Source organism: Neobacillus sp. B24, from assembly GCF_055381825.1.
The window spans coordinates 3046256-3071914 of the sequence record NZ_AP035777.1 but is presented as its reverse complement, the minus strand read 5'-3'; the positions used below and the strand labels follow the sequence as shown (position 1 = coordinate 3071914).

At 40.8% G+C, this 25659-nt stretch carries 21 protein-coding genes; all 21 read left to right on the top strand.

The annotated features are described in order from the left end of the window. Window positions 1–158: 158 nt before the first annotated feature. Window positions 159–1406 carry an ABC transporter substrate-binding protein gene (locus tag ACZ43M_RS15065; protein ID WP_464503375.1) on the top strand — a complete coding sequence of 416 codons (1248 nt, stop codon included), beginning with the start codon at window positions 159–161 and terminating at the stop codon, window positions 1404–1406. Between the two features lie 28 nt (window positions 1407–1434). Continuing rightward, window positions 1435–3414, top strand: a complete 1980-nt coding sequence (locus tag ACZ43M_RS15060; RefSeq protein WP_464503374.1) for an AMP-binding protein — start codon at window positions 1435–1437, stop codon at window positions 3412–3414. A 487-nt stretch (window positions 3415–3901) separates the two neighbouring features. After that, window positions 3902–4327, top strand: coding sequence for an ATP-binding cassette domain-containing protein (locus ACZ43M_RS15055; protein WP_464503373.1), 426 nt, complete (start codon window positions 3902–3904; stop codon window positions 4325–4327). Between the two features lie 75 nt (window positions 4328–4402). Next, window positions 4403–5023: an ECF transporter S component gene (locus ACZ43M_RS15050; protein WP_464503372.1), complete on the top strand. Its 621-nt coding sequence runs from the start codon at window positions 4403–4405 to the stop codon at window positions 5021–5023. Window positions 5024–5133: 110 nt separating this feature from the next. Next, entirely contained in the window at window positions 5134–6051 is a 918-nt protein-coding gene (locus tag ACZ43M_RS15045; RefSeq protein ID WP_464503371.1) for a nucleoside hydrolase, read from the top strand. 67 nt (window positions 6052–6118) lie between these two features. Beyond that, window positions 6119–7003 (top strand): ribokinase, encoded by an 885-nt coding sequence (gene rbsK, locus ACZ43M_RS15040; protein WP_464503370.1) that lies wholly within the window; start codon window positions 6119–6121, stop codon window positions 7001–7003. A gap of 125 nt (window positions 7004–7128) precedes the next feature. Continuing rightward, the gene (locus ACZ43M_RS15035) at window positions 7129–8466 is read left to right on the top strand and encodes an amidohydrolase family protein (protein ID WP_464503369.1); all 1338 of its coding nucleotides are present in this window, start codon (window positions 7129–7131) and stop codon (window positions 8464–8466) included. Between the two features lie 618 nt (window positions 8467–9084). Further along, window positions 9085–9789 carry a TetR/AcrR family transcriptional regulator gene (locus ACZ43M_RS15030; RefSeq protein ID WP_464503368.1) on the top strand — a complete coding sequence of 235 codons (705 nt, stop codon included), beginning with the start codon at window positions 9085–9087 and terminating at the stop codon, window positions 9787–9789. A gap of 19 nt (window positions 9790–9808) precedes the next feature. Further along, window positions 9809–9976, top strand: a complete 168-nt coding sequence (locus ACZ43M_RS15025; protein ID WP_464508032.1) for an AMP-binding protein — start codon at window positions 9809–9811, stop codon at window positions 9974–9976. Further along, window positions 9895–10260 (top strand): hypothetical protein, encoded by a 366-nt coding sequence (locus tag ACZ43M_RS15020; protein ID WP_464503367.1) that lies wholly within the window; start codon window positions 9895–9897, stop codon window positions 10258–10260. The genes ACZ43M_RS15025 and ACZ43M_RS15020 overlap by 82 nt, the downstream gene beginning before the upstream one ends. 132 nt (window positions 10261–10392) lie before the next feature. Next, window positions 10393–10833, top strand: coding sequence for a M20/M25/M40 family metallo-hydrolase (locus ACZ43M_RS15015; protein WP_464503366.1), 441 nt, complete (start codon window positions 10393–10395; stop codon window positions 10831–10833). A gap of 446 nt (window positions 10834–11279) precedes the next feature. Further along, window positions 11280–12467 carry an iron-containing alcohol dehydrogenase gene (locus ACZ43M_RS15010; RefSeq protein ID WP_464503365.1) on the top strand — a complete coding sequence of 396 codons (1188 nt, stop codon included), beginning with the start codon at window positions 11280–11282 and terminating at the stop codon, window positions 12465–12467. Between the two features lie 75 nt (window positions 12468–12542). Continuing rightward, the gene (locus tag ACZ43M_RS15005; RefSeq protein ID WP_464503364.1) at window positions 12543–14000 is read left to right on the top strand and encodes a CoA-acylating methylmalonate-semialdehyde dehydrogenase; all 1458 of its coding nucleotides are present in this window, start codon (window positions 12543–12545) and stop codon (window positions 13998–14000) included. A 702-nt stretch (window positions 14001–14702) separates the two neighbouring features. After that, window positions 14703–15575 (top strand): endonuclease/exonuclease/phosphatase family protein, encoded by an 873-nt coding sequence (locus ACZ43M_RS15000; protein WP_464503363.1) that lies wholly within the window; start codon window positions 14703–14705, stop codon window positions 15573–15575. Between the two features lie 16 nt (window positions 15576–15591). Next, window positions 15592–17373, top strand: coding sequence for a glycoside hydrolase family 3 protein (locus tag ACZ43M_RS14995; RefSeq protein ID WP_464503362.1), 1782 nt, complete (start codon window positions 15592–15594; stop codon window positions 17371–17373). Between the two features lie 1264 nt (window positions 17374–18637). After that, a complete protein-coding gene (locus ACZ43M_RS14990) occupies window positions 18638–20146 on the top strand; it encodes a carboxylesterase/lipase family protein (RefSeq protein WP_464503361.1) in 1509 nt (502 codons plus the stop codon). Then, the gene (locus ACZ43M_RS14985; protein WP_464503360.1) at window positions 20143–21732 is read left to right on the top strand and encodes an ABC transporter substrate-binding protein; all 1590 of its coding nucleotides are present in this window, start codon (window positions 20143–20145) and stop codon (window positions 21730–21732) included. The genes ACZ43M_RS14990 and ACZ43M_RS14985 overlap by 4 nt, the downstream gene beginning before the upstream one ends. A 58-nt stretch (window positions 21733–21790) precedes the next feature. Further along, window positions 21791–22735, top strand: a complete 945-nt coding sequence (locus ACZ43M_RS14980) for an ABC transporter permease (protein WP_464503359.1) — start codon at window positions 21791–21793, stop codon at window positions 22733–22735. 14 nt (window positions 22736–22749) lie between these two features. After that, the gene (locus ACZ43M_RS14975; RefSeq protein ID WP_464503358.1) at window positions 22750–23589 is read left to right on the top strand and encodes an ABC transporter permease; all 840 of its coding nucleotides are present in this window, start codon (window positions 22750–22752) and stop codon (window positions 23587–23589) included. A gap of 17 nt (window positions 23590–23606) precedes the next feature. Then, on the top strand, window positions 23607–24608 hold the full coding sequence (locus ACZ43M_RS14970; protein WP_464503357.1) for an ABC transporter ATP-binding protein: 1002 nt from the start codon (window positions 23607–23609) through the stop codon (window positions 24606–24608). Continuing rightward, on the top strand, window positions 24605–25609 hold the full coding sequence (locus ACZ43M_RS14965) for an ABC transporter ATP-binding protein (protein WP_464503356.1): 1005 nt from the start codon (window positions 24605–24607) through the stop codon (window positions 25607–25609). The genes ACZ43M_RS14970 and ACZ43M_RS14965 overlap by 4 nt, the downstream gene beginning before the upstream one ends. Window positions 25610–25659: the final 50 nt, after the last annotated feature.

The following is a 25659-nucleotide window of genomic DNA, read 5'->3' as shown; positions in this document are numbered from 1 at the left end:
AAAATGGCCATTTGGAACTTGAAGGATCCGCTGAGCACCTAAGAAATAATGAAGAAATTAAAAAGCTTTATCTAGGAGGATAAAGAAAGCGAATGTTCAGCAATTAGTGTTTATTAGTAAAATTTATGATTTTACTATATGAATAAGGGGGAATTTGGGTGAAAAAATTGCGGTTGATTGGAACAGTTCTTTTAAGCATGCTTTTAGTTGTTAGTCTGGCTGCCTGTAATCAGTCTGAGACCTCTTCTAAAGGCGGATCAGGAAAAAAGGGTGTCCAGGGTGTCACGGACACTGAAATTCGTATTGGCCATTTTGGTCCGCAAACTGGTTTTGCTGCAAACTATGACGCGATTCGGCAAGGAGCCCAATCATATTTTAACCTGGTAAACGAAAAAGGTGGAATAAACGGCAGAAAAATAAAGTTTATTGCTTACGATAATGAATATCAGCCAAATAAAACGGTACCAGTAGCAACAAAGTTAGTTCAGGAAGACAAGGTCTTTGCGATTGTTGGCACTCCATGTACTCCATGTCATCAGGCGGCAGAGTCACTATTTAAAGAGATTCCAATGGTCGGACCTTCACCTGCTTCTACCAGTGCTTTTACTGAACCGCTAAGAAAAAACTGGTTTGGCGCGCAAACAAATTATGGAATCGAGGGTAAATTCTTTGTTAATTACGCGGTAAATGAGCTTAAAGCAAAAAAGATAGGAATCATATACGAAAATGATGATTATGGTAAGGAAGGCTTGAAAGGGGCAAAGAGCCAAATCGAGAGTATAGATGGGGTAGAAGTCGTTGCTGAAGTTCCATATAATGTACAGGATATTGATTTTAGCTCCCATGCGCAGCAATTGAAACAAGCAAAGCCTGACGCGATTATCATGACAGGTGTACAAAAGCCAGCGGCTGCATTTAGAAAACAAATGAGCAAAATTGGCGCTGCGGATATCCCGTTGTTTGTCACATATGCAATCGGACAGGATCCAAAAGTGATGTATGATTTGGCCGGTGAATCATGGGAAGGTGTATATTCCTCACTGGCACTGCCAACGACAGACGACACCGACGATCCTAAAATTAAAGAGTTCTTAGATCAATTTAAAAAGGACTTTCCAAACGCAAAAGCGAATGGAAGTGCGGAAGCTGGTTGGGCAGCTGCACAAATTTTGGTAGAGGGAATTAAACGTGCCGGGGACAATTTGACTTGGGATAACTTTATTTCTCAAATGGAGACCATTAAAGATTGGGAGGGCTCCTTATATTATGATGTTTATTATACACCAGATACACGTTATGGTCAGACAACAATGTATTTAACCCAAGCAAAAAACGGAAAACTTGAGACGATCGGAGAATTAAATAAATACGATCCTGCCACAAAGGCATTTAAAACAATAAAGTAGACTTTTCGTGCTTGGAGGATATTGAAACATGACTAAACCAGTCTGGTTCCCAACTGAGGAAATTATTCAGTCATCTCGAATGTTCAAATGGATGAAGCGACTAGGCTTTGAGGATTATGATTCCTTTTATCAGGAATCAATCAAAGATATTCAATGGTTTTGGAAAGAAGCAGAGAGGGCAATGGAATTCAAATGGTTTAAACTCTACGAACAAGTCCTTAATCTGACCGAGGGAGTAAAATGGCCTAAATGGTTTGTCGGTGGGAAGTTTAATATTACCTATAATTCTCTTGATAAATGGATGAGCGAACCGGGAGCAGCCGAACGGCTGGCTGTTATATGGGAGCGGGAAGATGGCAAAGTAGAAAAATATACGTACCAAGAGTTGGCTTTATGGGTCAATCGAGTGGCTAATGGTCTTAAGAGCCAGGGTGTAAACAAGGGAGACCGAGTTGCTATTTACCTTCCGATGATACCAGAGACTGTTGTTACTGTTCTGGCCATCGCTAAAATCGGTGCAATATTTGTTCCTTCCTTTTCGGGATTTGGAGCTGAACCCGTAGCGACACGAATAGAAAGTGCCAATGCGAAGGTACTAATCACTGCGGACGGATTTTTACGAAAAGGTAGAGTCATAGAAATGAAGGAAGAGGCCGATAAAGCTGTAGCTATGGTTGATTGCGTAGAAAAAGTTATTGTAGTGAGAAGATTAGGACGTGTTGTCCCTTGGAATCACAAAACAGATGTGGACTGGGCAATGCTCGAAACGGATAATACGAAGCTCGACTGCGAAGCTATGGACAGCTCAGATCCTTTTATGATCTTGTATACATCCGGCACAACAGGCCGACCCAAGGGGACGGTGCACACACACACTGGCTTTGCTGTCAAAGGGGGATTTGACAGTGGTTATGGGATGGATATCCATCCAGGAGACGTACATTTTTGGGTAACGGATATAGGTTGGATTATGGGTCCATTCCTAGTATTTGGTTCTCTTCTAAATGGCGCTACTATGGTTGTATATGAAGGCTCACCAGATTTTCCGTCCCCAAACAGGCTTTGGAAGCTCGTGGAAGATCATAAAATCAATTTGCTCGGCATTTCGCCGACATTAATACGTTCTCTTATGCCGCATGGCGAAAGCCCCATAGAAAAACATAATCTATCCAGTCTAAAGGGAATTGCTTCAACTGGGGAGCCATGGAATCCAGCACCGTGGAACTGGCTATTTGAAAAAGTAGGAAAAAGGAGGATTCCTATTTTAAATGTTTCAGGAGGTACGGAAATCGGGGGAGGTATTTTAACCAATACAATATTGCGCCCAATAACACCTACAGGATTCAATACACCGCTACCAGGGATGGACACAGATGTTTATGATAAAAATGGCCAGCCAGTATATGGAACGGTGGGTGAGCTTGTTATTAAGCAGCCATGGGCGGGGATGACAAGTGGTTTTTGGCAAGAACCTGAACGATATGAGAATACCTACTACAATATATGGGAAGATACCTGGGTGCATGGGGATTCAGTAACCAGGGACAGAGACGGTTTTTGGACGATTGTTGGCCGTTCTGATGATATTTTTAATATAGCAGGTAAACGACTTGGGCCGGCAGAAATTGAATCCATTTTAATTGCCCATCCAGCAGTTCTGGAGTCGGGGGCAGTTGGAGTGCCTGATGAATTAAAAGGAGAGGCAGCCGTTTGTTTTGTTGTCCTAAATGAAGGTTACGCACCTTCTGAAGGATTAGCTCTTGAGCTCATGCAAATGATTTCCGAACGTTTAGGAAAATCGCTGCGTGCAAGGGAACTTCATTTTGTTTCCGACTTACCAAAAACCAGAAGCGCAAAAATTATGCGTCGTGTCATCCGTTCGCTCTATTTAGGAACGGATCCAGGTGATTTATCTTCTCTTGACAATCCGCAATCAATGAAAGAATTTCAAAATAAGACTTGGAATAAAAATCAGCCCAATGTCGAAATCAACTGCCGCGAGCGGTAAGAGTACACAGTTATAATCAATTCTTTTCACTAGACTCTTTTATAAGTGATATTCAAGCCACCGGCATAATCCTGTTCTCGTTACGGAGGAGAGCATATTCCTTTCACTCAGCTTACCGAAGCGTATGGAAATAATGTGGTCCGATATTGAAACAAATAAAGACCAAAAAAGTCTCGATTCAAATCAAAATTGAGGCTTTTTTGGTGTTTTAACTTTATATTTTGGTTGGAACATTTGGGTTATAAATAGACTGTTGATGACTATAAAAAAGCCATTAGATCCCACATGTTATTTTTTTACATACGCTACACCCTCATAATCTTTTAACTTATTTTCCTATAAGAAATCCAGTACCATATCATTAAAAATATCTAATAGTGATGTTTTTAGTGAAATTGGTTTTGGACCTAAAAAACGAGGTCTCTCAGCTGAAGAAGTTAAAGAACGTGTTTTAAAAGCTGCAAAACTAGCAGGTGTCGAACAGTACTTGGACGAAAATCCATATAACCTCCCGTATTCAACCAGGAAGTTTGTAACAATAGCATGTGTCCTTGCAGTGGATACAGATATCATTATTCTTGATGAACCAACTGCTGGTCAGGACATTCTTGGTATGGAGCGAATCTCGTATATCATTAAAGAATTAATAAAACAGAACAAAACTGTTATCACAATTACTCATGATATGGAATTTGTTGTTGATAACTTTGAAAGAGTCATTGTTATGGCAAATAAACAAAAAATTGCGGATAAGAATAAACGGGAGATATTTTGGGACTTTGATGTTATTGGAAAGGCAAAAATTAAACAGCCACATATGAGCAGGCTCGCACGAAGTCTTAACTTTAGCAGTTCTATTATTAATATTCACGAGCTTATTGCTTATCTTGAAAAAGGAAAAAGTGCAGGTTAATCCAGGTATTAATTAAACTAAGGTTTATTACCTGGTAATATTTCAAAATCAATTATAAAAAAGGGGATGGATGGAATGAAACGCGGTTTAAAATACGATTTTACTTTATTAGCTATCTTATTAATTCCTGTTGGTGTCGCAATTAACTTTGTTAGTAGTCAAATTGTTCAGCTTCTAAGACTGCCTGTGCATCTTGATACAATTGGAACGATTGTCGTTTCTATGATCGCGGGACCATGGGTTGGCGCAGTTACAGGCTTATGTACGAACCTGGTTAATTCGATTACCAACCCAACTAGTTTGTTTTTTGCACCTGTCTCGATTTTGATTGGCTTGGTTGTCGGTTTTATGTCTAAGGGAGGAATGTTTAAAAAAGTTTGGAAAATGATTGTGGCAGCCATAATCATTACTCTGGTTACCACACTTGTTGCCTCTCCTACTGCTGTTATTGTATTTGGTGGAGCTACCGGTAAATCAGTAGATGCCGTTACGGCTGTATTCCTCGCCTCCGGTAAAAGTATTTGGACATCTGTCATTTCTGGAGCCATTTTAGTAGAAAGTGTAGACAAAATATTATCAGTTGTCGTGGCATTCTTTGTTGTGAAGAAGATGTCACCAAGATATCTGTCTAAGCTAAATTATGGGGCAAGCTTCATTTCAACGTCTAAAAAGGATAATAATAAAATCTCAGCATAAACGACTTTTAATGTTAATGAGTTTGAGTGGGTTTGATAGATTTTTATCAAACCCCTTCTAATTAAAGAAGGGTAACTAAAGGCTTTCTATGCAGAAAAGGGGTAAAGTAAATGAAGAAAAAAATGATATTGGACTGCGATACTGGAATTGATGATGCACTCGCTATTGCTTATGCAGTTTCATTGCCAGATGTAGAACTATTAGGTATTACCAATTCCTATGGTATGGCACCAGTTGAGTATACCTATCGAAATTCAAAAAAAATACTTGAGTTACTAGAAAAAGACGTGCCGGTCTACACAGGTTCAGAACAGCCACTGTTCCGGAAAAAAGAATATAACGGAATTATCCATGGAATGGATGGCCTCGGTGATACGTTAGGACCAGTTGCAAACCCGGAAAGAACGGAAATGGATGCTATCGATTATATTATTGAACAGGTTCATCTCTATAAACAAGATTTGACCCTTGTTACGACAGGACCGCTCACGAATCTCGCCCGAGCTATCCAAAAGGCACCTGAGATTGTCGAGATGGTTGGGAGAGTTGTTACTATGGGAGGGGCGATAATGACTCCTGGCAATGTCAATAAGTTCGCAGAAGCGAATATTTATATTGATCCTGAAGCTGCAAAAATAGTGTTTAACTCAAACCTTCCTCTTACTCTTGTTGGATTAGATGTAACTAGAAAGACACTGCTTACAGCTGAAGATGTGAAAAGGTGGAGAGAAAAAGGAACAAAGGCCAGTATGCTATTTGCTGACTTTACAGAACACTACCTAAATGCCTATAAAAAATTACATCCCTATTTAGAAGGTTGTGCCCTTCATGACCCATTGGCTATAGGTGTTGCTGCTTATCCAGATTTAGTAACAACAGTTCCATTACATATAGATGTGGATTTAGATGAGAAGGAACTTGGGAGAACAACTGAAGATTTACATCGGGTAGGCATCGCCAATTCCATGGTAAGTGTTCAAGTAAATGCAAAAAGATTTATGGATAGCTTTTTTACTCATGTAATCTAACTCTAATAAAAGTATGGTCTATAAAAAGCAGGCAAAAATAATTCAAAACTGTTAGGGGGGAAAATAGATGAAATACTCAAAAATTACGATTATAGGTTCAATACATATGGATATGGTGACGGTATCAGAGCAAATGCCAAATAAGGGTGAAACTGTTTTTGGGACTCATTTTCAGACAAATCCTGGTGGTAAAGGAGCAAATCAAGCTATCGCAGCGGCTCGTCTTGGTGGTAATGTCAATTTGATAGGTTGTGTAGGAAATGACGCTTTTGGAAGAGAACTAGTTGATTATTTTAATACTCAGAACATAAATGTGGCGAATGTAAAATTTGTAGAAGGACAGACTGGAACAGCAACCATTATTGTATCCGAATCGGATAATAGTATTATTGTCGTTCAGGGAGCAGGTAAACATGTAACACCCGATTTTATAGAGACAAAAAGAGAAGTTATAGCAGCTACTGATATTTTGCTTTTACAGCTTGAAATACCATTGGAAAGTGTAATTAAAGCTGTTGAGATTGCAAAGGAATACAATGTAACAGTTATTCTAAATCCAACACCAGTTCGTAAGCTTCCAGTAGATCTCCTCCAACAGGTTGATTATTTGACACCAAATGAACATGAATGGGAGCTTCTAAAAGAGGACTTCATGCCAGCTCATATTATGTCAAAATTAATTGTCACGAAAGGTGATGAGGGAGTTTCTTTTTTTAAAAATGATGTGGAGCATAAAATTCCTGCATATCCTATAAATGTTGTTGATACTACTGGTGCAGGTGATACGTTTAATGGTGCTTTCGCGGTTGCTTTAAGTAAGGGAGCTTCTTTAAAAGTAGCATGTCAGTTTGGTAATGCGGCCGCAGCTCTTTCAACCACTAAAATGGGAGCCCAAAGCGGGATGCCAACTAGTAAGCAAGTGGAAGAGTTTATGAAATCGTTTAACAGATAAAATTTTTTTCGGATTTAAGAGAACAGAGTTCTTGAAATAAGAACCACTGCAAAATGAATCCGCATTATTCATATAAGTAGAATTGATGGACTGTAAGGTGACATCTAAATGAGAGGAGTTCTGTGATGAAATGCGATATCGTCATTAAAAATTGTGCAATTTTGACACCGGATTTTGAAATATTGTATGATCAATCAATTGTAATAAGTGATACTAGAATTATTGAAATTGGAGTTTACCAGGTTATTAATGAGAAGTATCAACCCGAGAATATTCTTGAAGGCAAAGGAAAACTTTGTATGCCTGGATTGGTTGATGCCCATACACATATTTGTCAGCAATTATTAAAAGGAAGAACAATGGACGAATTACCAATGATTTGGTCCAGAATCTTGGTACCCTTTGAGGGGAATTTACAGGAAGAGGATGTCTATGTTAGTGCACAATTAAGTACCTTAGAAATGATTAAATCTGGAACAACCACCTTTGCAGATGCTGGCGGAGTGCATATGCATAGAGTTGTTGATGCAACAATTGAGTCAGGAATGCGAGCTGCTATCACCCGATCTGCGATTGATATGGGGGATTTTCTTCCGGATACGATGAAGCACCCAATGGAAGAAATTCTTGATAATACAAACTGGTTATTTAATAAATACAATGGTGCCGGGGATGGAAGAATCCGGATCTGGTATGGTATTCGTCAAGTCATGTCATGTTCTCCTGAATTAATCCAGGCAACTACCGATTTAGCAAGAGCAAAGAATACATCGGTGCATGCACATTTGGCAGAACACCGCGATGAGGTCCGTTTCTGTTTGGAAAGATACAAATTAAGACCTGTTGAATATCTAGATTCAATTGGTGCCCTCGGTCCCAATTTAGTAACAGCACATAATGTAGTGTACTCCGAAAATGAAATCGAAGTTCTGAAAGAAAGAAATGTAAAGCTGGTTCATTGTCCACGTGCAAACTTTACTTCCCACGGCTTTCCCAAAACACCAAGGATGGTACAGCTTGGCATGCCAATTGGAATAGGCAGTGATGGTTCATCATCCTCCAATTTAAGCCTCTTTGATGAAATACGAGTATTTCATTCGGGAATCAATGCTTATTGGGGACTTCCAATCTTTGATCCACAAGTATTACCTGCGAAAGAATTAATAAAAATGATTACATATGGTGGTGCGCAGGTGCTGCAGATTGAGGATGAAATTGGAGCCATTGAGGTTGGGAAAAAAGCAGATGTTATTTTAGTTGACATTGATCAACCGCATATTTTGCCATCAAGAAATCTTGTAAATACAATTGTTGAATCAGTAACAAGTAAAGATGTAGAAGATGTCATTATAGACGGAAAAATAGTTATGAAAAATAGAGAGGTACTAACCTTGGACGAAGAACGCATCATGTTTGAAAGTAAACAAACAATGGAGATCATGGCTAAAAGAGCTGGTATATAGTAAAGGGAAATCTTAGACTACCAAAACTATTAAGCCAGTGTGATGATTATAAAGTGTTTCTTAAATTATAGAAAAAGATTTTGAATTGCTAGTGAGTGTGGAATAATTTTTAACATTTTATCACTACAATTGGTCCTCAGAGTGTTTATAGCATCCCATTTCTTTTTTTAAATATTGAGAATATGGAAAGGACACATCATTAGGGCTCACAAGGTAAAGACTCCGGCAAATTTAGATGATAGGGAGACTTAGCTTGATCTTGATTTGGAAGTGTTTTTTATTGATTATATTGCCTCTAAGGACTCTCATTGAGGGATAGTATGTTAGACCTGACATGTTGCTGCATGTTTGGTCTTTTTTGTTTTTTTAAGTGTTACCCGCCCGATGAATCACAGTTCAATTCCAACTCGTAATGATAAATGTTTTTTCGACTAGTTGATTGGTAAAAATTAATCACTTTTATCAATCAAGTGATTGATGGAATATTTTACGGGATGCACAAATAAGATAAAGTAATTCCATTATTAATACTTAGGAATTAATTATTATGTAACACCGAAAAACATTTATTAAAGGAAGTGGTCTGAAATAAGGGTTAGTATTTAGAGTAAAATACCTATGTTTTGGAAGGAAGGAAATGTATTGTTGAATACTGGTGAAAAAATCATTCAATCCTCTCTAGTACTTTTTGCAGGTAAGGGCTTTGAAGCTACAAGTATACGTGATATTGCTCAAGAAGCCGGAATTAACTCTTCTACCTTGTACTACTATATAAAAAACAAGGAAGATTTCTTAGCCTCGATTATGGAACATGTTATGGAACGATTAATAAAGAATTCGGAGAAAATACTATCTATAGTAGATACACCTGAGCATAAAATATCAGTTTTAGTACAGCACCATGTGTTGATTCATGGTTCTCACAAGTTATCTTCGGTAGTGACTGATTATGAATTCCGATCTTTACATGGTGAAAATAAAACAAAGATAAAAAATCTTAGAAAGAAATATGAATTGATGTGGTATGAAATTATTGAAACTGGGATAAAGGAAGGAATTTTTGTAAACGTAGAAAGCTCAAAGCTCGCTACTTTCGCATTATTAGAAATGTGTACGGGTGTGGTTCATTGGTATTCTCCTAAAGGCAGGATTACCTTAGAGGAAATTTGCGACAAGTATGCAGATATGGCTTTGAAATTATTGGGAGCTGTGCGTGATAGGAGACTCCTTTCTATTGATGATTTGGTTTTACCAGATCCCAAGGAATTTATTAATTTAGAATTACCTAATTACATTGATTATAGGGAGGTTTTGAAAAATTGAATAGAAATAATCTAATTCGATTGCGAACGTACTAGTAAAGCTGGGAATAAAAAAAGGTGACCGTGTAGCGATTATGATGAAAAATCGACCGGAATTTCCGTTAACTTGGCGGCTATTGGAAAAATTGGGGCTATCATGGTACAAATTTATATTTTTTATAAAAAATTTGAAGCAAAGTACTTATTAGAGCATTCTTTAGCAAGAATAGTCGTAACCACATCTGATAATATACCTCTTTTAACCAAAATAAAAGCCTCTGTAAAATCTATTAAAAAAATTATCTCTGTAGACGATTCTCCTGATTCTGAAATACCAAATTTAATTGAATTATGTAAAGAAGCGCCAACAGATTCCCCTTCCATACCTTTATATCCTGAGGACATAATCAATATCCTGGAACAAAGAGCCGGCCTAAGGGATGTATACTTACCCATAATGATTATTGGCTGGAAATTGCAAGATTTGCAATGAACGGCTTGCGTACTTTAAAATTCCTAGATATTAGGAATTTAAAACTGATCTACCTAGAACTCCTTCTGAAAAAATTGCTAAACATGTATTGCGAAATGAAAAAAATGAAACCCATATGTTGGGTTATTCGAAGTGTATCCTTCAAAACCAACTATTACGGCAGGTAAAGTAGAATTTATTTTTGGTGTAAAGCATTATAAGGATGATGTTAGGAATCAAGCAATAGAAGCAATTAAGGTAAAAGCACAAGAAATTGCCCAATTTAGGAGTGTAGAGATATATATAAACAAATTTCTTGAAATGACAAGCACTGAATTTCCTCAAGAGGTTATTAGCTTGGTTGAAGAAGGAGTAAAACTTCATGGTTATTCCTATCAAAAAATGTTAAGCCCAGCTGGCCACGATGCAAGAATCATGAATGAGATTGCCAAGACAAGTATGATATTTGCTCCAAGCTCCGAGGGACTCAGTCATTGTGAAGAAGAATTCACATCATACGAGGATATTGAAAAAACAGCAAACGTTTTACGGTATGTTGTGAATTCTTTAGCGTCTAAATACGATGTGGTATAAGTTAAATTAAAGTAAAAGTTTGAATTTTGCATTGGAGACAATTGTCATTCTCATTTCTTTTTATATTAGGGTGTCCTCGTCATAGGTCCAGAGGACACCAAGCTATATTCACTTTTTGAAATGAAAATTGATATTTAATGATGATGGGAAGCGTGAAAGATGCTTCCTCTTTTTTGACCAAATTTAATTGTAGCTTTAATAATCTACATGGTAGGACTCGGCTAGCCCAAACAGCGAGCATTTCACAGTTAAGTAAATCCTTTTCCAATGAAATACAAAACTCTTTTGTTATGCCCCATTAAAAATATCAAATTTAAAAGGATATCCTTTTAATATGTAGAACTATTCTGTATATTCGCTTTTTTAGAGCGAATGAAAATTCTTGCTGACCTACTTCGGATTTTTTCATTATTTGTTGAGGCAAGAAATTAAACGAGGTGAATGGAATGGAAGGTTTTGCAGTATTTCATACTCCGGAAAAAATTTTATACGGACGGGGTTCTTTCCAGCAGGCTGGAAAGCAGGCGGCTGCCAGGGGGAAAAAGGTACTGATTGTGACCGATGAAGTCATGACAAAGCTTGGGTATGTGGCAGAACTGAGACAGCTTCTAACAGCAGAAGGCGTTGAAAGTGTCGTCTATCGCGGAGTGGCTTCCGAGCCGACCGACCAGTATGTAGCCGAAGCGCTTGAAATGCTCGAAAGTGAAGCATGTGATGTGGTGCTGTCACTCGGCGGAGGAAGCTGCATTGATACTGCGAAAGCGATTGTCGTCCTTGAGAATAATGGCGGCTACATCGGGGATTATATCGGCGGCCAAAAAGACTGTACACCGCCAAGGATTCACCACATTGCCCTGCCTACAACAGCCGGAACCGGATCAGAGGCTACGGATGTAACGGTGATTACCAATACAACGACTGATGTGAAAATGATGATTAAGCACCCGGTGTTTATGCCGGCCGTGGCCATTGTGGATCCATATTTAACACAGTCCGCTCCACCACAAATTGTGGCGGCAACCGGGGTGGATGCCCTTTGCCACGCCATTGAAGCCTTTTTATCGAAGAAAGCCCATCCGATGACCGACACATTGGCCAAATCGGCGATCGGGCTGATTGTTCGCTCACTTGAGCGGGCCTATCATGATCCCACTGACTTGGATGCGAAGGAAGCGATGTGTTTAGGCTCCCTCCAGGCAGGGATGGCGTTTTCGAATGCTTCCGTTACATTGGTCCATGGGATGTCCCGTCCGATTGGGGCGCTATTTCATGTCCCGCATGGTCTTTCAAACGCGATGCTGCTTCCGGCAGTTCTCGAGTTCAGTAAACATGCTTGTGCGAAACAATTGGCGCAGATTGGCGAATTGTTTTTTGAAAAAGACCATAAGGCATTTGATGGGGATGTTTCTGAAAAAGCAGACGCGGTCATTCACAGGATAATGGAAATTTGCAGTAGCCTGAATATTCCGGACCTAAAAAGCTGGGGCATTCCAGAGAAAGAATTCCAAGCCGCCCTCGAAAAAATGGCAGGAGATGCCTTGGCAAGTGGAAGTCCGGCAAACAACCCAAGAGTCCCAACCAAAGAAGAGATTATTAGTCTCTATCAGATATGCTATCAATATATGACAGTTTAAAAGGGGGGACGACTCCCGTTAGAATAACGCGGTGAAGAATGGCCCCGGAATGATTAAGTATAGGAGGAAGAATACATGTCGATTATTCAAGTTAAGGATTTGAAGAATTTCATTGGCGGCCAGTGGGTTGAGGCCAATACGCAACGATACGAAGAAGTGCCGAACCCGGCAACAGGAGAAATTTTAGCAAATGTACCTTTTTCTACTAGAGAGGATTTGGAGACGGGCGTCGCTGCCGCCAAAGAGGCGTTTGCCACTTGGAGTGAGACACCAGTCCCTAAACGGGCACGAGTCATGTTCAAATATCAGCAATTATTGGTAGAGCATTGGGATGAGCTGGCGGCGTTAATCACAAAAGAGAACGGAAAAAGCTTCAAGGAAGCCCATGGCGAGGTACAGCGCGGCATCGAGTGTGTGGAGTTCGCAGCAGGTGCGCCAACCCTGATGATGGGCAGACAGCTGCCAGACATCGCGACAAACATTGAATCAGGCATGTACCGTTACCCGGTAGGAGTCGTCGGCGGGATTACCCCGTTTAATTTTCCGATGATGGTCCCGTGCTGGATGTTCCCTCTTGCGATTGCCCTCGGGAATACGTTTGTACTGAAACCGTCGGAGCGGACACCGCTACTGGCGAATCGCTTGGCTGAGCTGCTGAAGGAGGCTGGACTTCCAGACGGCGTGTTCAATATTGTTCATGGTGCTCACGATGTGGTCAATGGATTGCTAGAGCATAAAGATGTTCCGGCGATTTCTTTTGTAGGCTCGCAGCCGGTCGCCGAATATGTCTACAAAACCGCAGCAAACCACGGCAAACGGGTGCAGGCATTGGCGGGCGCCAAGAACCACTCGATTGTGATGCCTGAGGCTGATTTAGATCAAGCCGTGAAAGAAATCATCAGTGCCGCCTATGGGTCTGCAGGCGAACGCTGTATGGCATGCTCAGTGGTGGTTGCTGTCGGAGAAGTTGCAGAACCTTTGATTGAAAAATTAACAAAGGCTGCTGAAGAGATTGTAATCGGGAACGGGCTAGAGGAAGAGGTCTTCTTAGGGCCGGTTATCCGCCAGCAGCATAAAGAGCGGACAGCATCGTACATACAGACTGGTGTTCAGGAAGGAGCTCTTTTGGTCAGGGATGGTCGAAAGGACGAGGCCTATCATCAGGACGGATACTTTATTGGACCGACGATCTTTGACCGGGTGACACCTGAAATGAAAATATGGAAGGAAGAAATTTTTGCCCCGGTATTGTCGATTGTTCGGGTTGCTAGTTTAGAAGAGGCTGTAGATTTAACGAATCAGTCTGATTTTGGTAACGGCGCCTGCCTGTTTACGAAAAATGGTGCGGATGTCCGTTATTTTAGAGAAAAAATTCAGGTCGGTATGCTAGGTGTAAACATCGGAGTCCCGGCGCCAATGGCATTCTTCCCATTCTCAGGCTGGAAAAACTCCTTCTACGGAGATCTCCATGCCAACGGCTCAGACGGTGTCGAATTCTACACCAGAAGAAAAATGCTAACTGCAAGATGGTAACACATTTAGGAGTGGGGCAGGCTGTGAGGCCGGACACCACTACGAACAAACTGCAATTACGATTTTAATAATTGGGTATGTTATTATTCATTATTGATTTTTCTTATAGATATGAGAATTTATAGGCGGAGAATTTCCGGCTAATGTATAAAGTCGCGGCTAAAGAAGCTGCAATAAGCGGAGTTATTCCGATTGACGGCTCTAAATAAGATAAAATCCAATGATTTTTACAAGATAGACGGAAAAACTTCCTTTATTTTTAGGGAAATATGGATATTTCCCAAATTAAACGGAATTTCTCCGTTTATTTTTCAAACGTTGGGAAATCAACATTCAGCAATAACAGAGCCTAATTACAACAAGATGAGTAAGACCCGAAAGCCGAAGAATTCATTTCATTGGCTTTCTTTTTTTGGGTTAAATAGACTACGTGACAGGTTGGTAAATATTTACTTTGGTTCTATAGTTGTATAGACGGCCTTATGTAAAATCTGGTAATTTTGTATTAAATAATACATATTGGGAAATGGAGGGGTTTTCTAATATATATAGCTGATAGATTTTAACGATGCTTGCACCTGTATTTCAATACTCCTTAGATTTTTTCAACATACTTTCTCCTAACTTTCACTTCTCGAATCACACAATTAGTTGGTTACCCATTTTTAAGAATTAAATTACAGAATAGGAGGCTGTCTTTCTATGAAATCAGCTGGTAAAAGGTTTTGGCTTTACTTTGTAATTTTGACATCGTTTACATTTTTATGCAGTTCCTCGGGCTATGCCATGGGGGAATCGGCACCGGGACGTACGGTGGATGTAAAGGTGATGACCTATAATATTCAAGCTGGGGCTGGAGCCGATAGAAAGTATGATATTCAACGGACTGCTGAAGCAATCCGCCAATCTGGAGCGGAAATTATTGCTCTCCAGGAAGTCGATGTTCATTGGGGTGCCCGGAGCTTATTTGAAAACGATATTGAATTATTGGCCAATGAGCTTGACATGTATTATTTCTTCGCCCCAATCTACAGCCTGGACCCTCTAAATGATGGGGATCCACGCCGCGAATTTGGCGTGGCTATACTAAGTAAATACCCGATTATACAAGCAACTAATCGTGAAATTGCGAGACTATCAACACAGGAAGCGAATCCGGTTCCAAAACCCGCACCGGGATTTCTCGAAGCGTTGATTAATGTAAAGGGTGCAAAGGTTTGGTTCTATGTCACGCATTTGGATTACCGCTCGGATCCGAGTGTGCGGGAAATGCAAGTAGCCGATATGCTGCAAATTGCTGGACAGCATGAATATAGCATTTTGGCAGGTGACATGAATGCCGGCCCCAATGCTCCCGAGCTTCAGCCGCTCTTTGAGCACTTCACTGATGCCTGGGCGCTAACGAATGAGGGACCAGGATTCACTTACCCAGCGCTAGCGCCAAACAATAGAATTGATTATATATTGCCAACACCAAACATTGGCGTAAAATCTGCCAACATTATTGACACACTTGCATCCGACCACCGTCCTGTCATAGCGGAGCTTACATTAACTCGCGGAAATCAGCCATAAGGAGGAGGAGTATTCGATGAAAAAGAATCGCTTGTTTTCAATCCTTGCCATTATTTCACTAGTATGCTTGTGCCTGCCCTTTTCCGCAGGTGCCACCGGCTGGCAGGATCCAACAAAACCGGGCTGGAAAGAAGGGGAAGCCAAGAACGGCTGGATTCAAAGCAAACTTCAGCATATGACACTTGAAGAGAAGATTGGCCAGCTGTTCATTGTCCATGTCTACGGTAAAACACCCACAGACCCAAATTATGAAGCAACCAATCTAAATGGAAATCGCGGCGGCAAAAACTTTAAAGAAGTGATTGAAAAATACCATGTTGGTGGTGTCATTTATTTTAATTGGACAGATAATATGTTGACCCCGCTCGATGCCGCACAGACTAACGCTCTTTCGAACGGGATTCAAAAAATCGCCATGGATCAGCGGATGCCAATCCCGCTGTTTGTCTCGACCGACCAGGAAGGCGGGATTGTCCAGCGCCTGGTAAACCCTGGAACGGTGTTCCCGGGGAATATGGCTCTTGGCGCGACTCGTTCCTCTCAATTAGCCGCTGATTCTGCCGGTATTTTAGCCACTGAATTAAAAGGGATTGGCGTGAATATGAATTTTGCACCGGTGGCGGATGTCAACGTGAATCCGGCTAATCCGGTTATCGGGGTTCGTTCCTTTAGTGAAGATCCCGGTTTGGTTTCAGACTTAACAGTCGCCCAAGTCGGGGCTTATCAAAACAAAAATTTGATTGCCACTGCCAAGCATTTTCCAGGACATGGCGATACAGCTGTCGATTCTCATTATGGCCTGCCGATCATCAATCATGATTTGGAAACACTTCATAATGTAGATTTACAACCGTTTAAAGCAGCAATTGACGCAGGCATCGATGCGATTATGACGGCCCATATCGTTGTTCCGGCTCTCGATCCGTCCGGTCTGCCTGCGACACTGTCAAAGCCGATTCTTACCGATCTACTTCGCGGTGAGCTCGGGTTTAAAGGTCTGATTATTACCGATAGTCTTGGAATGTCAGGTGCGAATGTCGTACCTGCTGACCGAGTGGCCGTTGAAGCATTCAAGGCCGGAGCTGATATTCTCCTGAACCCGCCGAATGTAGAGGTTGCCTATAATGGAATGCTGGCCGCTGCCCAAAGCGGAGAAATCTCAGAAAAGCGCATTGATGAATCTGTGTACCGAATACTCGAGTATAAATTCAAGCGGGGGTTATTCCATAATCCTTACACACCTGAATCGGCCATTGCTGATATCGGAACAGCCGAACATTTGGCAGTTGCAGATGAAATCGCCAATAAAAGCATTACTCTAGTAAAAAATGAAAATAATCTGCTTCCATTGAAAAATACGGACAAGATTTTTATCACCGGACCATCAACCGGTAAACCGAACATGCTTTCCGGATTGCTTGGAAATAAAGGGTTTAATACAAGTTACTATGCAACCGCCGCTTCACCGACTGCTGCACAAATAAACAGTGCCGTAGCATCTGCTCAAGTGGCCGATAAAATCATTGTGACCACGTATACTGCAAATACGAATGCGGCACAGCAAAACCTGGTAAAGGCGTTGCTGGGAACAGGCAAGCCGGTTATTGTCACAGCCATTCGCAACCCATATGATTTAATGTCCATTCCAAATGTGAATGCCTATCTGGCAACCTATGGAGACCGTGACGTTTCTGTAAATGCCTTGGCTAGAGTACTGGCAGGTGAAGTCAATCCGTCCGGAAAGCTTCCGGTAACCATTCCGGGAGTAGCCCAATTCGGTGATGGCTTATCTTATTAATCTAAGTCTAATATTGCGATCCTGTCATTTCATAACCAAAAAAAATAATCCACCCTTGAGTTAACGCGCTCAGGTGGATTATTGCTGCCTAGCCGACCCCTTTAGAGGGAACGGTCTATTGCTGGACCGGACATGTTACCGCATGTTCGGTCTTTTTTAATATATGAAATTATTAATTATATTATAACCTATTAATTGGATAAGATATAAAAGAATTTTATTAAGTAAGAAAATACTTAGTTTGTTTCAAATTAAATAACACTTCAGAGTTACCGTGCCAGCGAAAACAAAAAAGATTTCATTTTTTTCAATGGTCAGAGACTTTGCATTTCAGTGGGAACGTTTATATGAGGAAAAAATACTACTTTTGCTCATTGTGAAAGACTACCCAAAATAGTCTATCAATATATCAATTGCCTTTTAAGCTATGGCATTTTACCCCTGTTTATTCCTGTAACCGAGGATTATTTCCGAAATTATTATTATATCAATAGTATTAATAACCGGGTCCAACTAAAAAAACAGAAGTTACAATACGACAACTAAAAAAGTAAATCAATTGTAAAAATATAATGATAGAAGTATATTTCAGTTAAACCAGCCTGATAACTGAGACTGTTGGGGCAGGTTCTTAAATTATATTATTGATTAATATATATCAACTTTTTTATTGACTTAAAAATATTACCCATGTTATATTGTTGTTAAATTAGTCAGATAATTATAAAAAGAATGAAAAATACAAAAACATTTTCTGGGTAATATAGATTAATTTTAGGAAAAAATTGTATTATATTAACCGGGTATTTTTTATTAGAAGGTGGTGAGTTACTTGTAGGGGAGACTATTTTGAAACAAATGATAGCGCTTTATAATATGACAACTTTTGTTTGTAATCAACTTTTCAGCTAAAAAGACCTCTAAGAAATTGCAAAAGCAATACACCTGAGTGCACTCCGCTATATCTTCTTTAAAAATAGTAAATAGATCAACAATTAGTTCATCCGTGATAAATAGTTCATATATGGAACCTGCCAAGTGTTTTTTAGGACTCTATGACGCATGAAATCATGTTAGAAAAAGCAGATATACATACCGATGATTGGGTTCCCTATATTAGAATTGCTTTTCTAACATGGCAATAGTTTAGCTTAGGCTAATAGAAGGAATTCACCTTGAAAAGAAAGCGATTACTTTAAATCACGGATTAAAATACAGGTGGATAAAGCCTATATTTCGATAAGTTAATAGGGGGTAATGAATAATGTCAGCTATCTTAGCAAAGACCCGCTTTGGTATGGTGGAAGGCAAAAGGGAAGGGAAGGTTTGCGTTTGGAAGGGTATACCTTACGCGGCACCACCTATTAACTCGCTCCGTTTCCGGCCGCCACAAGAACCAGAACCATGGGCAGGAATAAGGGAAGCCAAAGAGTTTGGTCCAGCAGCTGTTCAGTCCGTTAGCCCGTCGATGAAGTTTTTGGGTGATTTACCAGCGAATTTGAATGAGGATTGCTTATATCTCAACATTTGGTCCCCAGGTGCAGATGATAAAGGGCGGCCCGTGATGGTCTGGATCCATGGCGGTTCCTTTATGTATGGCTCTGGTTCAAGCCATTTATATGACGGTAGTTCATTTGCGGAACAAGGCGATGTAGTGGTCGTCACTCTCAATTACCGGCTAGGTGTTTTTGGATTTCTCCATTTTGGTGATATTGGGGGTGACGCCTACCGAGGTTCAGGAAATTGCGGTCTCCTCGATCAAGTGGCTGCATTGAAATGGGTCAATGAAAATATCGAAGCCTTTGGCGGAGATCCGAATAACGTAACCATTTTTGGAGAATCAGCAGGAGCGGTCAGCGTTGGTAATCTACTATCCATGCCCATTGCAAAAGGGCTTTTTCACAAAGCCATCCTGCAAAGCGGGACTGCCAGATGTAAGGTAAATGGTGATAAGGCAAAGGAAATGACGGAACAACTTCTTTCCGAACTAAAGGTAGATCCAGAAAACCTGTCAGAATTAGAATCTATTCCTGCAGAAACAATCTTAGAAGCTATTAAAATTTTTCCAAGAACGGCCTTCGGCCCTGTTGGAGATGGCATCGTCATTTCCGGTGAGCCAGAAAAAGTACTGGATGAAGGCTTTGCAAACAATATTCCTGTATTAGTCGGAACAAATAAGGATGAATCCCTCCTTTTTACTCATTTTGATCCTGTTTGGAAAGAAGTGGATCAAAGCAATTTGAAACCGATCTTTGAACTTTCCTATGGGCCTTTTTGGAAGAGTATTTCTAAATATGTCATACAAGATCATGAGTTAAGTAAAACGCTATATGAAGATGTTTTGACAAACTATGTATTTACGATTCCTGCTATTTTATTCAGTGAAAGTCAAGCAAAGCGCGGTGCGCCAGTTTGGATGTACAGGTTTGACTTTGAAAGCAATGTATTGGATGGAGTTTTAAAAGCTTTTCATGCCCTTGAGATTCCTTTTGTTTGGAATACTCTGGTTGATCTAGAAAAGGAACGCATTTCAGGAAATGACCGGCAGCGTTTCAAACTGGCAGAACAGATGCATCAAGCCTGGATTGCTTTTGCGCACCATGGTGATCCGAATATAACGGAATTGCCTGAGTGGCCGAAATATGATTTGGAAAACAGAGCCACCATGATTTTTAATACTAAAAATGAGGTGGTAAATGACCCCGATCGTCAAATACGCTTGAATTGGGAACAAGTCTTTCAAAATAAAATTAGTAAGGAGCAAGTACAATGAGACCAAAATTCAAGAAAAGTTTTCTAACCATCCTCATGGTTTTAGTTTCATTATCGATGGTATTGGCAGGGTGTAATAGTTCTGAAACTTCAAACTCTGGAGGAAATAAATCAGGAGGTAAAACCACCACGGGCAATGAAGCAAAAGGGGAGCCCCAACGCGGCGGAGCCATAACGGTTGCTTACGTGGCGGATATTACGAACTTTGACCCTATTAAAGGTACTACTGGTAATGACCATTCCTTGTTATGGCCAATATATGACACACTCGTTAAATTCACCCCTGATTTGAAGCCTGAACCAGGGTTAGCTGAATCTTGGGAATTTCCAGATGACAAGTCCATGGTTCTTCATCTTAGAAAGGGCGTAACCTTCCAAGACGGTACCAAATTTGATGCAGAAGCAGTCAAATTTAATATTGAACGCGTCAATTCAGCAGAGTCACAAGTCAGTGATTTAAAGAGTATCGAAACTGTGGAAGTGGTTGACGAGCAGACGGTAAAACTTCATTTATCTAAGCCTGATTCTTCCATTCTGCTAGCCTTAACAGATCGCGGCGGAATGATGGTTTCTCCAACAGCAGTAAATAAGTATGGTGCAGATTATTCCCAACATCCTGTTGGAGCAGGTCCATTCAAAGTGGCTAATCATGTTCCAAACGGCCAGATTGACTACGAAGCTAATAAGGATTACTGGCAAGAGGGCCAGCCTTACCTTGATAAGATTACTGTAAAAGTAATTCCTGATGCCAATTCACAAGTCAATGCTTTGAAAACTGGTCAAGTTGATTTTGTTCCGGGAGTTCAAGCGCAGATGATTCCTTCTTTAGAGAAAAACCCTAAAGTTGTCTTAAGTACAGAACAAACTTTAGGTCTCAACATGCTTTATCTCAAAACGAATGTAGAACCGTTTAATAACCAAGCGGCCCGCCTAGCTGTATTATATGGAATTGATCGTAACGAAATCATTAATGCGATTAACTTTGGTCAAGGAGAAGCCACCGCACAGCCATTCCCTAAAGGTTATTGGGCACATGACGAAGGGATCAAAATTAAGTATGACCCTGAAAAAGCAAAGCAGCTTTTGAAGGATGCTGGTCTTACTGATGTTTCTTTCACTCTAGTAACCTACCCAATTGATTATTGGACCAGGTTAGCCAATGCTATTAAAGGACAACTGGAAAAAGTGGGAATAACCGTAAAGATTGAGCCATTAGAAGCAAATGCAGCTGTGCAAAAGTTTATGACTGATAAAGACACGGATGCGCTGACAGGCAACTGGTCAGGACGGCCAGACCCACAAATGACGATTAATAGTCTTTACTCAAAGGATAGCTTTTATAATCCAGGAAAGCTTTCTACACCAGAATTGGAATCACTTATTTCAGAAGCTGCCGGCACGTATGATCAGGATAAACGTGGAGAGCTGTATGGGAAAATCGTTAACGAGGCTATCATTCAACAAGGATTCTCTATTCCATTATTCTCCGGGTCGATCACACATGCGATGGACAATAAAATCAAGGGCTTTGAGTCCAACTTGTTAGGAAAGCCAATCTTCTCAGAGCTTTGGGTAGAGCAAAAATAAATGAAACAGTGAAGTGGGATATTAATCCCGCTTCACTCTCTTTTAAAGGAGGGTACATATGTTTTGGAAATTCCTGCTGCGGCGCATGCTTTACGTCATCCCGATGCTGCTCGTCACAACCTTTTTGGTATTTTCGTTAATTTTACTAATACCAGGTGATCCGGTTCTCGCTATGCTTGGTGATAGTGCCACTCATGAAAAAGTTGCAGAATTGCGCAGCCAATTAGGACTTGATCAACCTGTGGTCCTCCAATATTTTCATTGGTTGAATAATGCCATTCATGGGGATTTGGGTAGATCCATTTTTACAGGTCAACTTGTTGACGAAGCCGTCATGCAGACGCTTTTTGTTACCATTCAGCTAGTTGTGGTTGGAATGCTTTTTGCTATTGTAGGCGGGATGTTTTTTGCTATTACCTCGATTTATTTCCCCAATAGCTGGATGGATTATGTTGCACGATTTTTTGGAACATTAGGGACAGCAATACCTAACTTTTTAGTTGCTATGGTCCTCATCATCCTTTTTAGCCTTACGCTCAATTGGTTTCCGGCAATTGGATTTACCAGTATTACAGATGGACCGGGATCTTTCTTAAAATCTATTATTCTGCCTGGCTTTTCACTGAGTTTAGCCGGGATTGCCATTATTACCCGACATTTGCGCTCCTCATTAATGGAAACGATGGATGCAGAATTTGTTCGTACCGCCTATTCAAAAGGCGCGGGCCGCTATCGGGCTATTTTTAAACATGCGCTTCAAAACGCTATGTTACCTGTTGTCACAACGATTGGTCTCATGTTTGGAAATGCGTTAGGAGCGACTGTTGTGGTTGAAAGTATTTTTGCTATTCCGGGAATGGGGCAGCTTGCTGTTAATGCGATTGAACAGCGTGACTTCACAATGGTCCAGGGTGTTGTCCTTGTCATGATTGTGATGGTTATCGTGATTAACTTTATTACAGATATTGTTTATGCGCTGTTAGATCCTAGAATCGAATATTAGAGAGGATTAAGAGGATGAGTTTTAAAACAATCTTTAAACGATTAATGACCGAAAGACTTGCCTTTGCTAGTTTTATCTTTCTCGCTATTCTGACCATCATTTCCATTGTGGCTCCTTATATTGCACCATACGAGCCTTTCAAACAAGATTTATCACAAGTCATGTCTCCGCCAAGTGCAAAGCATTGGCTGGGTACAGACGGGTTGGGGTCTGATATTTTCAGTCAACTGCTGGTGGGTTCACAAACAGCGATTAAGGCAGCCCTGTTTTCGATTATGATTCCACTTTTTATCGGGGTACCATTGGGGATTTTAAGCGGCTATTTTGGCGGTATTATTGATGATATTTTCATGCGGATCGTAGATGCCATCATTGCCATTCCAGCCATTATCCTTGCCTTGGGGATTACAAGTGCCTTAGGTGTCAACCTTTGGAATGCCATGATGGCGATTGGGGTTGTCTTTACCCCGCAATTTGCCAGACTGGCGAGAGGTCAGACTCTGCAAATACGATCAGAGCCTTATGTTGAGGCAGCCAAAATTTCCGGTGCGGGATCTGTTTGGATCATGGTTAGACATATTATTCCAAATATTTCACCGCCCATTGTTGTTCAAGCTTCCTTTAATCTCAGTATTGCCATTCTGATTGAAACCACGCTTAGTTTTCTTGGCTTGGGTGCCCAGCCTCCCGATGTAAGCTGGGGGAGTTTGATCCAACAAGGCTACAGCTTGATTGACGTTAATCCATGGATGATGGTTTACCCTGGAATTGCCATCCTGTTTACCATCTTGGCTGGGAATTTTCTCGGTGACGGTTTAAGGGTAGCACTCGATCCAAAACAAAAAACATCTTAACAAAGGGGAGAGACAATTTGAATGCAGATACACCATTACTGGAAGTCAATCAACTAAAAGCATACATCCCGTCCCCAAAAGGAGAAATTAAGCCTGTCGATGATATTTCTTTTACCATAAAGAAAGGTGAGATTGTAGCCTTAGTGGGTGAATCAGGAAGTGGGAAGAGTGTTTCATCTCTTTCGATTATGGGATTGAATGCCAGTGCCATCAAATATCGTCCGGAAAGTTCGATCCTGTTTGAAGGCCAAGATATATTGAAATTAAAAGAAAAGGAATTGCAAAAAATCCGTGGAAATGACATTGCTATGATTTTCCAGGATCCGATGTCTTCCCTAAACCCAGTCCATCCGATTGGGAGACAAATAGCAGAATCGATTGTTCTTCATAAAAAGGTCAGTTATCGAGAAGCGAAGAAAATAGCCTTGGAGCTGTTGAATAAAGTGGGTATTCCTGATGCGGAGAGGCGTCTCAATGATTACCCCCATCAATTATCAGGAGGAATGAGGCAAAGAGCCATGATTGCCATTGCACTTGCCTGCAATCCGAAACTCCTGATTGCTGATGAACCGACAACGGCCCTTGACGTGACAATACAGCTGCAAATCTTAAATCTATTACGAGAATTACAGAAGGAATTTGGCATTTCGATTCTATTAATCACACATGACCTAGGAGTTGTAGCTGAAACAGCTGACCGCGTTCTAGTCATGTATTGCGGAAAAATTGTCGAAGAAGGCAATGTGGATGAAATTTTTGAAACTCCAGGTCATCCTTATACAAAAGGGCTAATGGATAGTATTCCATCCTTATACGGACCCTCCGAGGAAACGTTGAATGCCATTCCGGGTGTTGTGCCAAATCCGCTTGAACTGCCAAAAGGCTGCAATTTCGTGACACGATGTGCCTTTGCTACAGATAAATGTCACGAGGTCTCTCCTACACTGAAAAGTCATGTATCAGGAAATCGTGTTTCATGCTGGAATCCACTCACGAAGGAAGGGGTTGAAGCGAGATGACAGAGAATCAGCCGTTATTGTCACTGAGAGGCATCAAAAAACACTTTCCAGTCGGAAGCGGGCTTTTCGGCAAGAAGAATCAATCTGTCAAAGCCGTGGATGGTGTCAGTCTTGATATTTATCCCGGTGAAACGGTCGGGTTGGTCGGAGAATCTGGCTGCGGGAAATCAACAATTGGAAGAATGGTAGTGGGCCTGACAGACCCGACAGATGGGGACATCTATTTTGAAGGGGAAAAACTGTCTGACTATAAAAACAAAAAAGAATTGGGCAAAAATTTGCAGATGATTTTCCAAGATTCCTATTCTTCCCTGGATCCGAGAATGACGGTTGCAGACATTATCGCTGAGCCCCTTGTTCTTCATAAAGTTGGAACAAAAACAGAACGAAGAAAAAGGGTGGATGAACTGCTTGAAAGGGTAGGACTGGCCTCCCTTCATGGCAACAGGTATCCAATTGAATTTTCAGGGGGACAAAGACAACGAATCGGGATCGCTCGTGCCCTTGCCTTACACCCGAAATTAATTGTCTGTGATGAGCCCGTTTCAGCGTTAGACGTTTCCATTCAAGCCCAAATCTTAAATCTATTAAAAGAGATTCAAAAGGATATGGGGCTATCCTATCTATTTATTGCCCACGGGATTCAAGCGGTCAAGCATATCAGTGATAGAATCGCCGTCATGTATTTAGGAAAAATCTCGGAATTAGCAGAGAAAGAGGATCTGTTTGAAAATCCTCATCATCCTTATACAAAGGCATTGTTATCTGCTGTGCCTTTACCTAATCCAAAGCTTCGGGATCGAGAGCGGATTATTTTAAAAGGAGATTTACCAAGCCCTGCAAACCCTCCTACAGGCTGTCGTTTCCATACACGCTGCCCTGTGGCGATGGAAAAATGTAAGAGCTTTGATCCAAAATTAATCCGTACCTCACAAGATAGACTGACAGCTTGCTTATTATTCGAGGAAGAAATCTCCCATGAAAATAAGATGATTATGTAGCTAGTGTTTCCATGCTTTTTATTGGAATGTTCGGCAAAGGCTTTGGAAAG

Excerpts from the sequence above, each read along its gene's own strand:
- ACZ43M_RS15035 (WP_464503369.1), top strand. The coding sequence starts at position 7,129 with ATGAAATGCGATATCGTCATTAAAAATTGTGCAATTTTGACACCGGAT.
- ACZ43M_RS15005 (WP_464503364.1), top strand. The coding sequence starts at position 12,543 with ATGTCGATTATTCAAGTTAAGGATTTGAAGAATTTCATTGGCGGCCAG.
- ACZ43M_RS15045 (WP_464503371.1), top strand. The coding sequence starts at position 5,134 with ATGAAGAAAAAAATGATATTGGACTGCGATACTGGAATTGATGATGCA.
- ACZ43M_RS14990 (WP_464503361.1), top strand. The coding sequence starts at position 18,638 with ATGTCAGCTATCTTAGCAAAGACCCGCTTTGGTATGGTGGAAGGCAAA.
- rbsK (WP_464503370.1), top strand. The coding sequence starts at position 6,119 with ATGAAATACTCAAAAATTACGATTATAGGTTCAATACATATGGATATG.
- ACZ43M_RS14995 (WP_464503362.1), top strand. The coding sequence starts at position 15,592 with ATGAAAAAGAATCGCTTGTTTTCAATCCTTGCCATTATTTCACTAGTA.
- ACZ43M_RS15030 (WP_464503368.1), top strand. The coding sequence starts at position 9,085 with ATGTTTTGGAAGGAAGGAAATGTATTGTTGAATACTGGTGAAAAAATC.
- ACZ43M_RS14965 (WP_464503356.1), top strand. The coding sequence starts at position 24,605 with ATGACAGAGAATCAGCCGTTATTGTCACTGAGAGGCATCAAAAAACAC.
- ACZ43M_RS15050 (WP_464503372.1), top strand. The coding sequence starts at position 4,403 with ATGAAACGCGGTTTAAAATACGATTTTACTTTATTAGCTATCTTATTA.
- ACZ43M_RS15000 (WP_464503363.1), top strand. The coding sequence starts at position 14,703 with ATGAAATCAGCTGGTAAAAGGTTTTGGCTTTACTTTGTAATTTTGACA.
- ACZ43M_RS14975 (WP_464503358.1), top strand. The coding sequence starts at position 22,750 with ATGAGTTTTAAAACAATCTTTAAACGATTAATGACCGAAAGACTTGCC.
- ACZ43M_RS14985 (WP_464503360.1), top strand. The coding sequence starts at position 20,143 with ATGAGACCAAAATTCAAGAAAAGTTTTCTAACCATCCTCATGGTTTTA.
- ACZ43M_RS14980 (WP_464503359.1), top strand. The coding sequence starts at position 21,791 with ATGTTTTGGAAATTCCTGCTGCGGCGCATGCTTTACGTCATCCCGATG.
- ACZ43M_RS15010 (WP_464503365.1), top strand. The coding sequence starts at position 11,280 with ATGGAAGGTTTTGCAGTATTTCATACTCCGGAAAAAATTTTATACGGA.
- ACZ43M_RS15060 (WP_464503374.1), top strand. The coding sequence starts at position 1,435 with ATGACTAAACCAGTCTGGTTCCCAACTGAGGAAATTATTCAGTCATCT.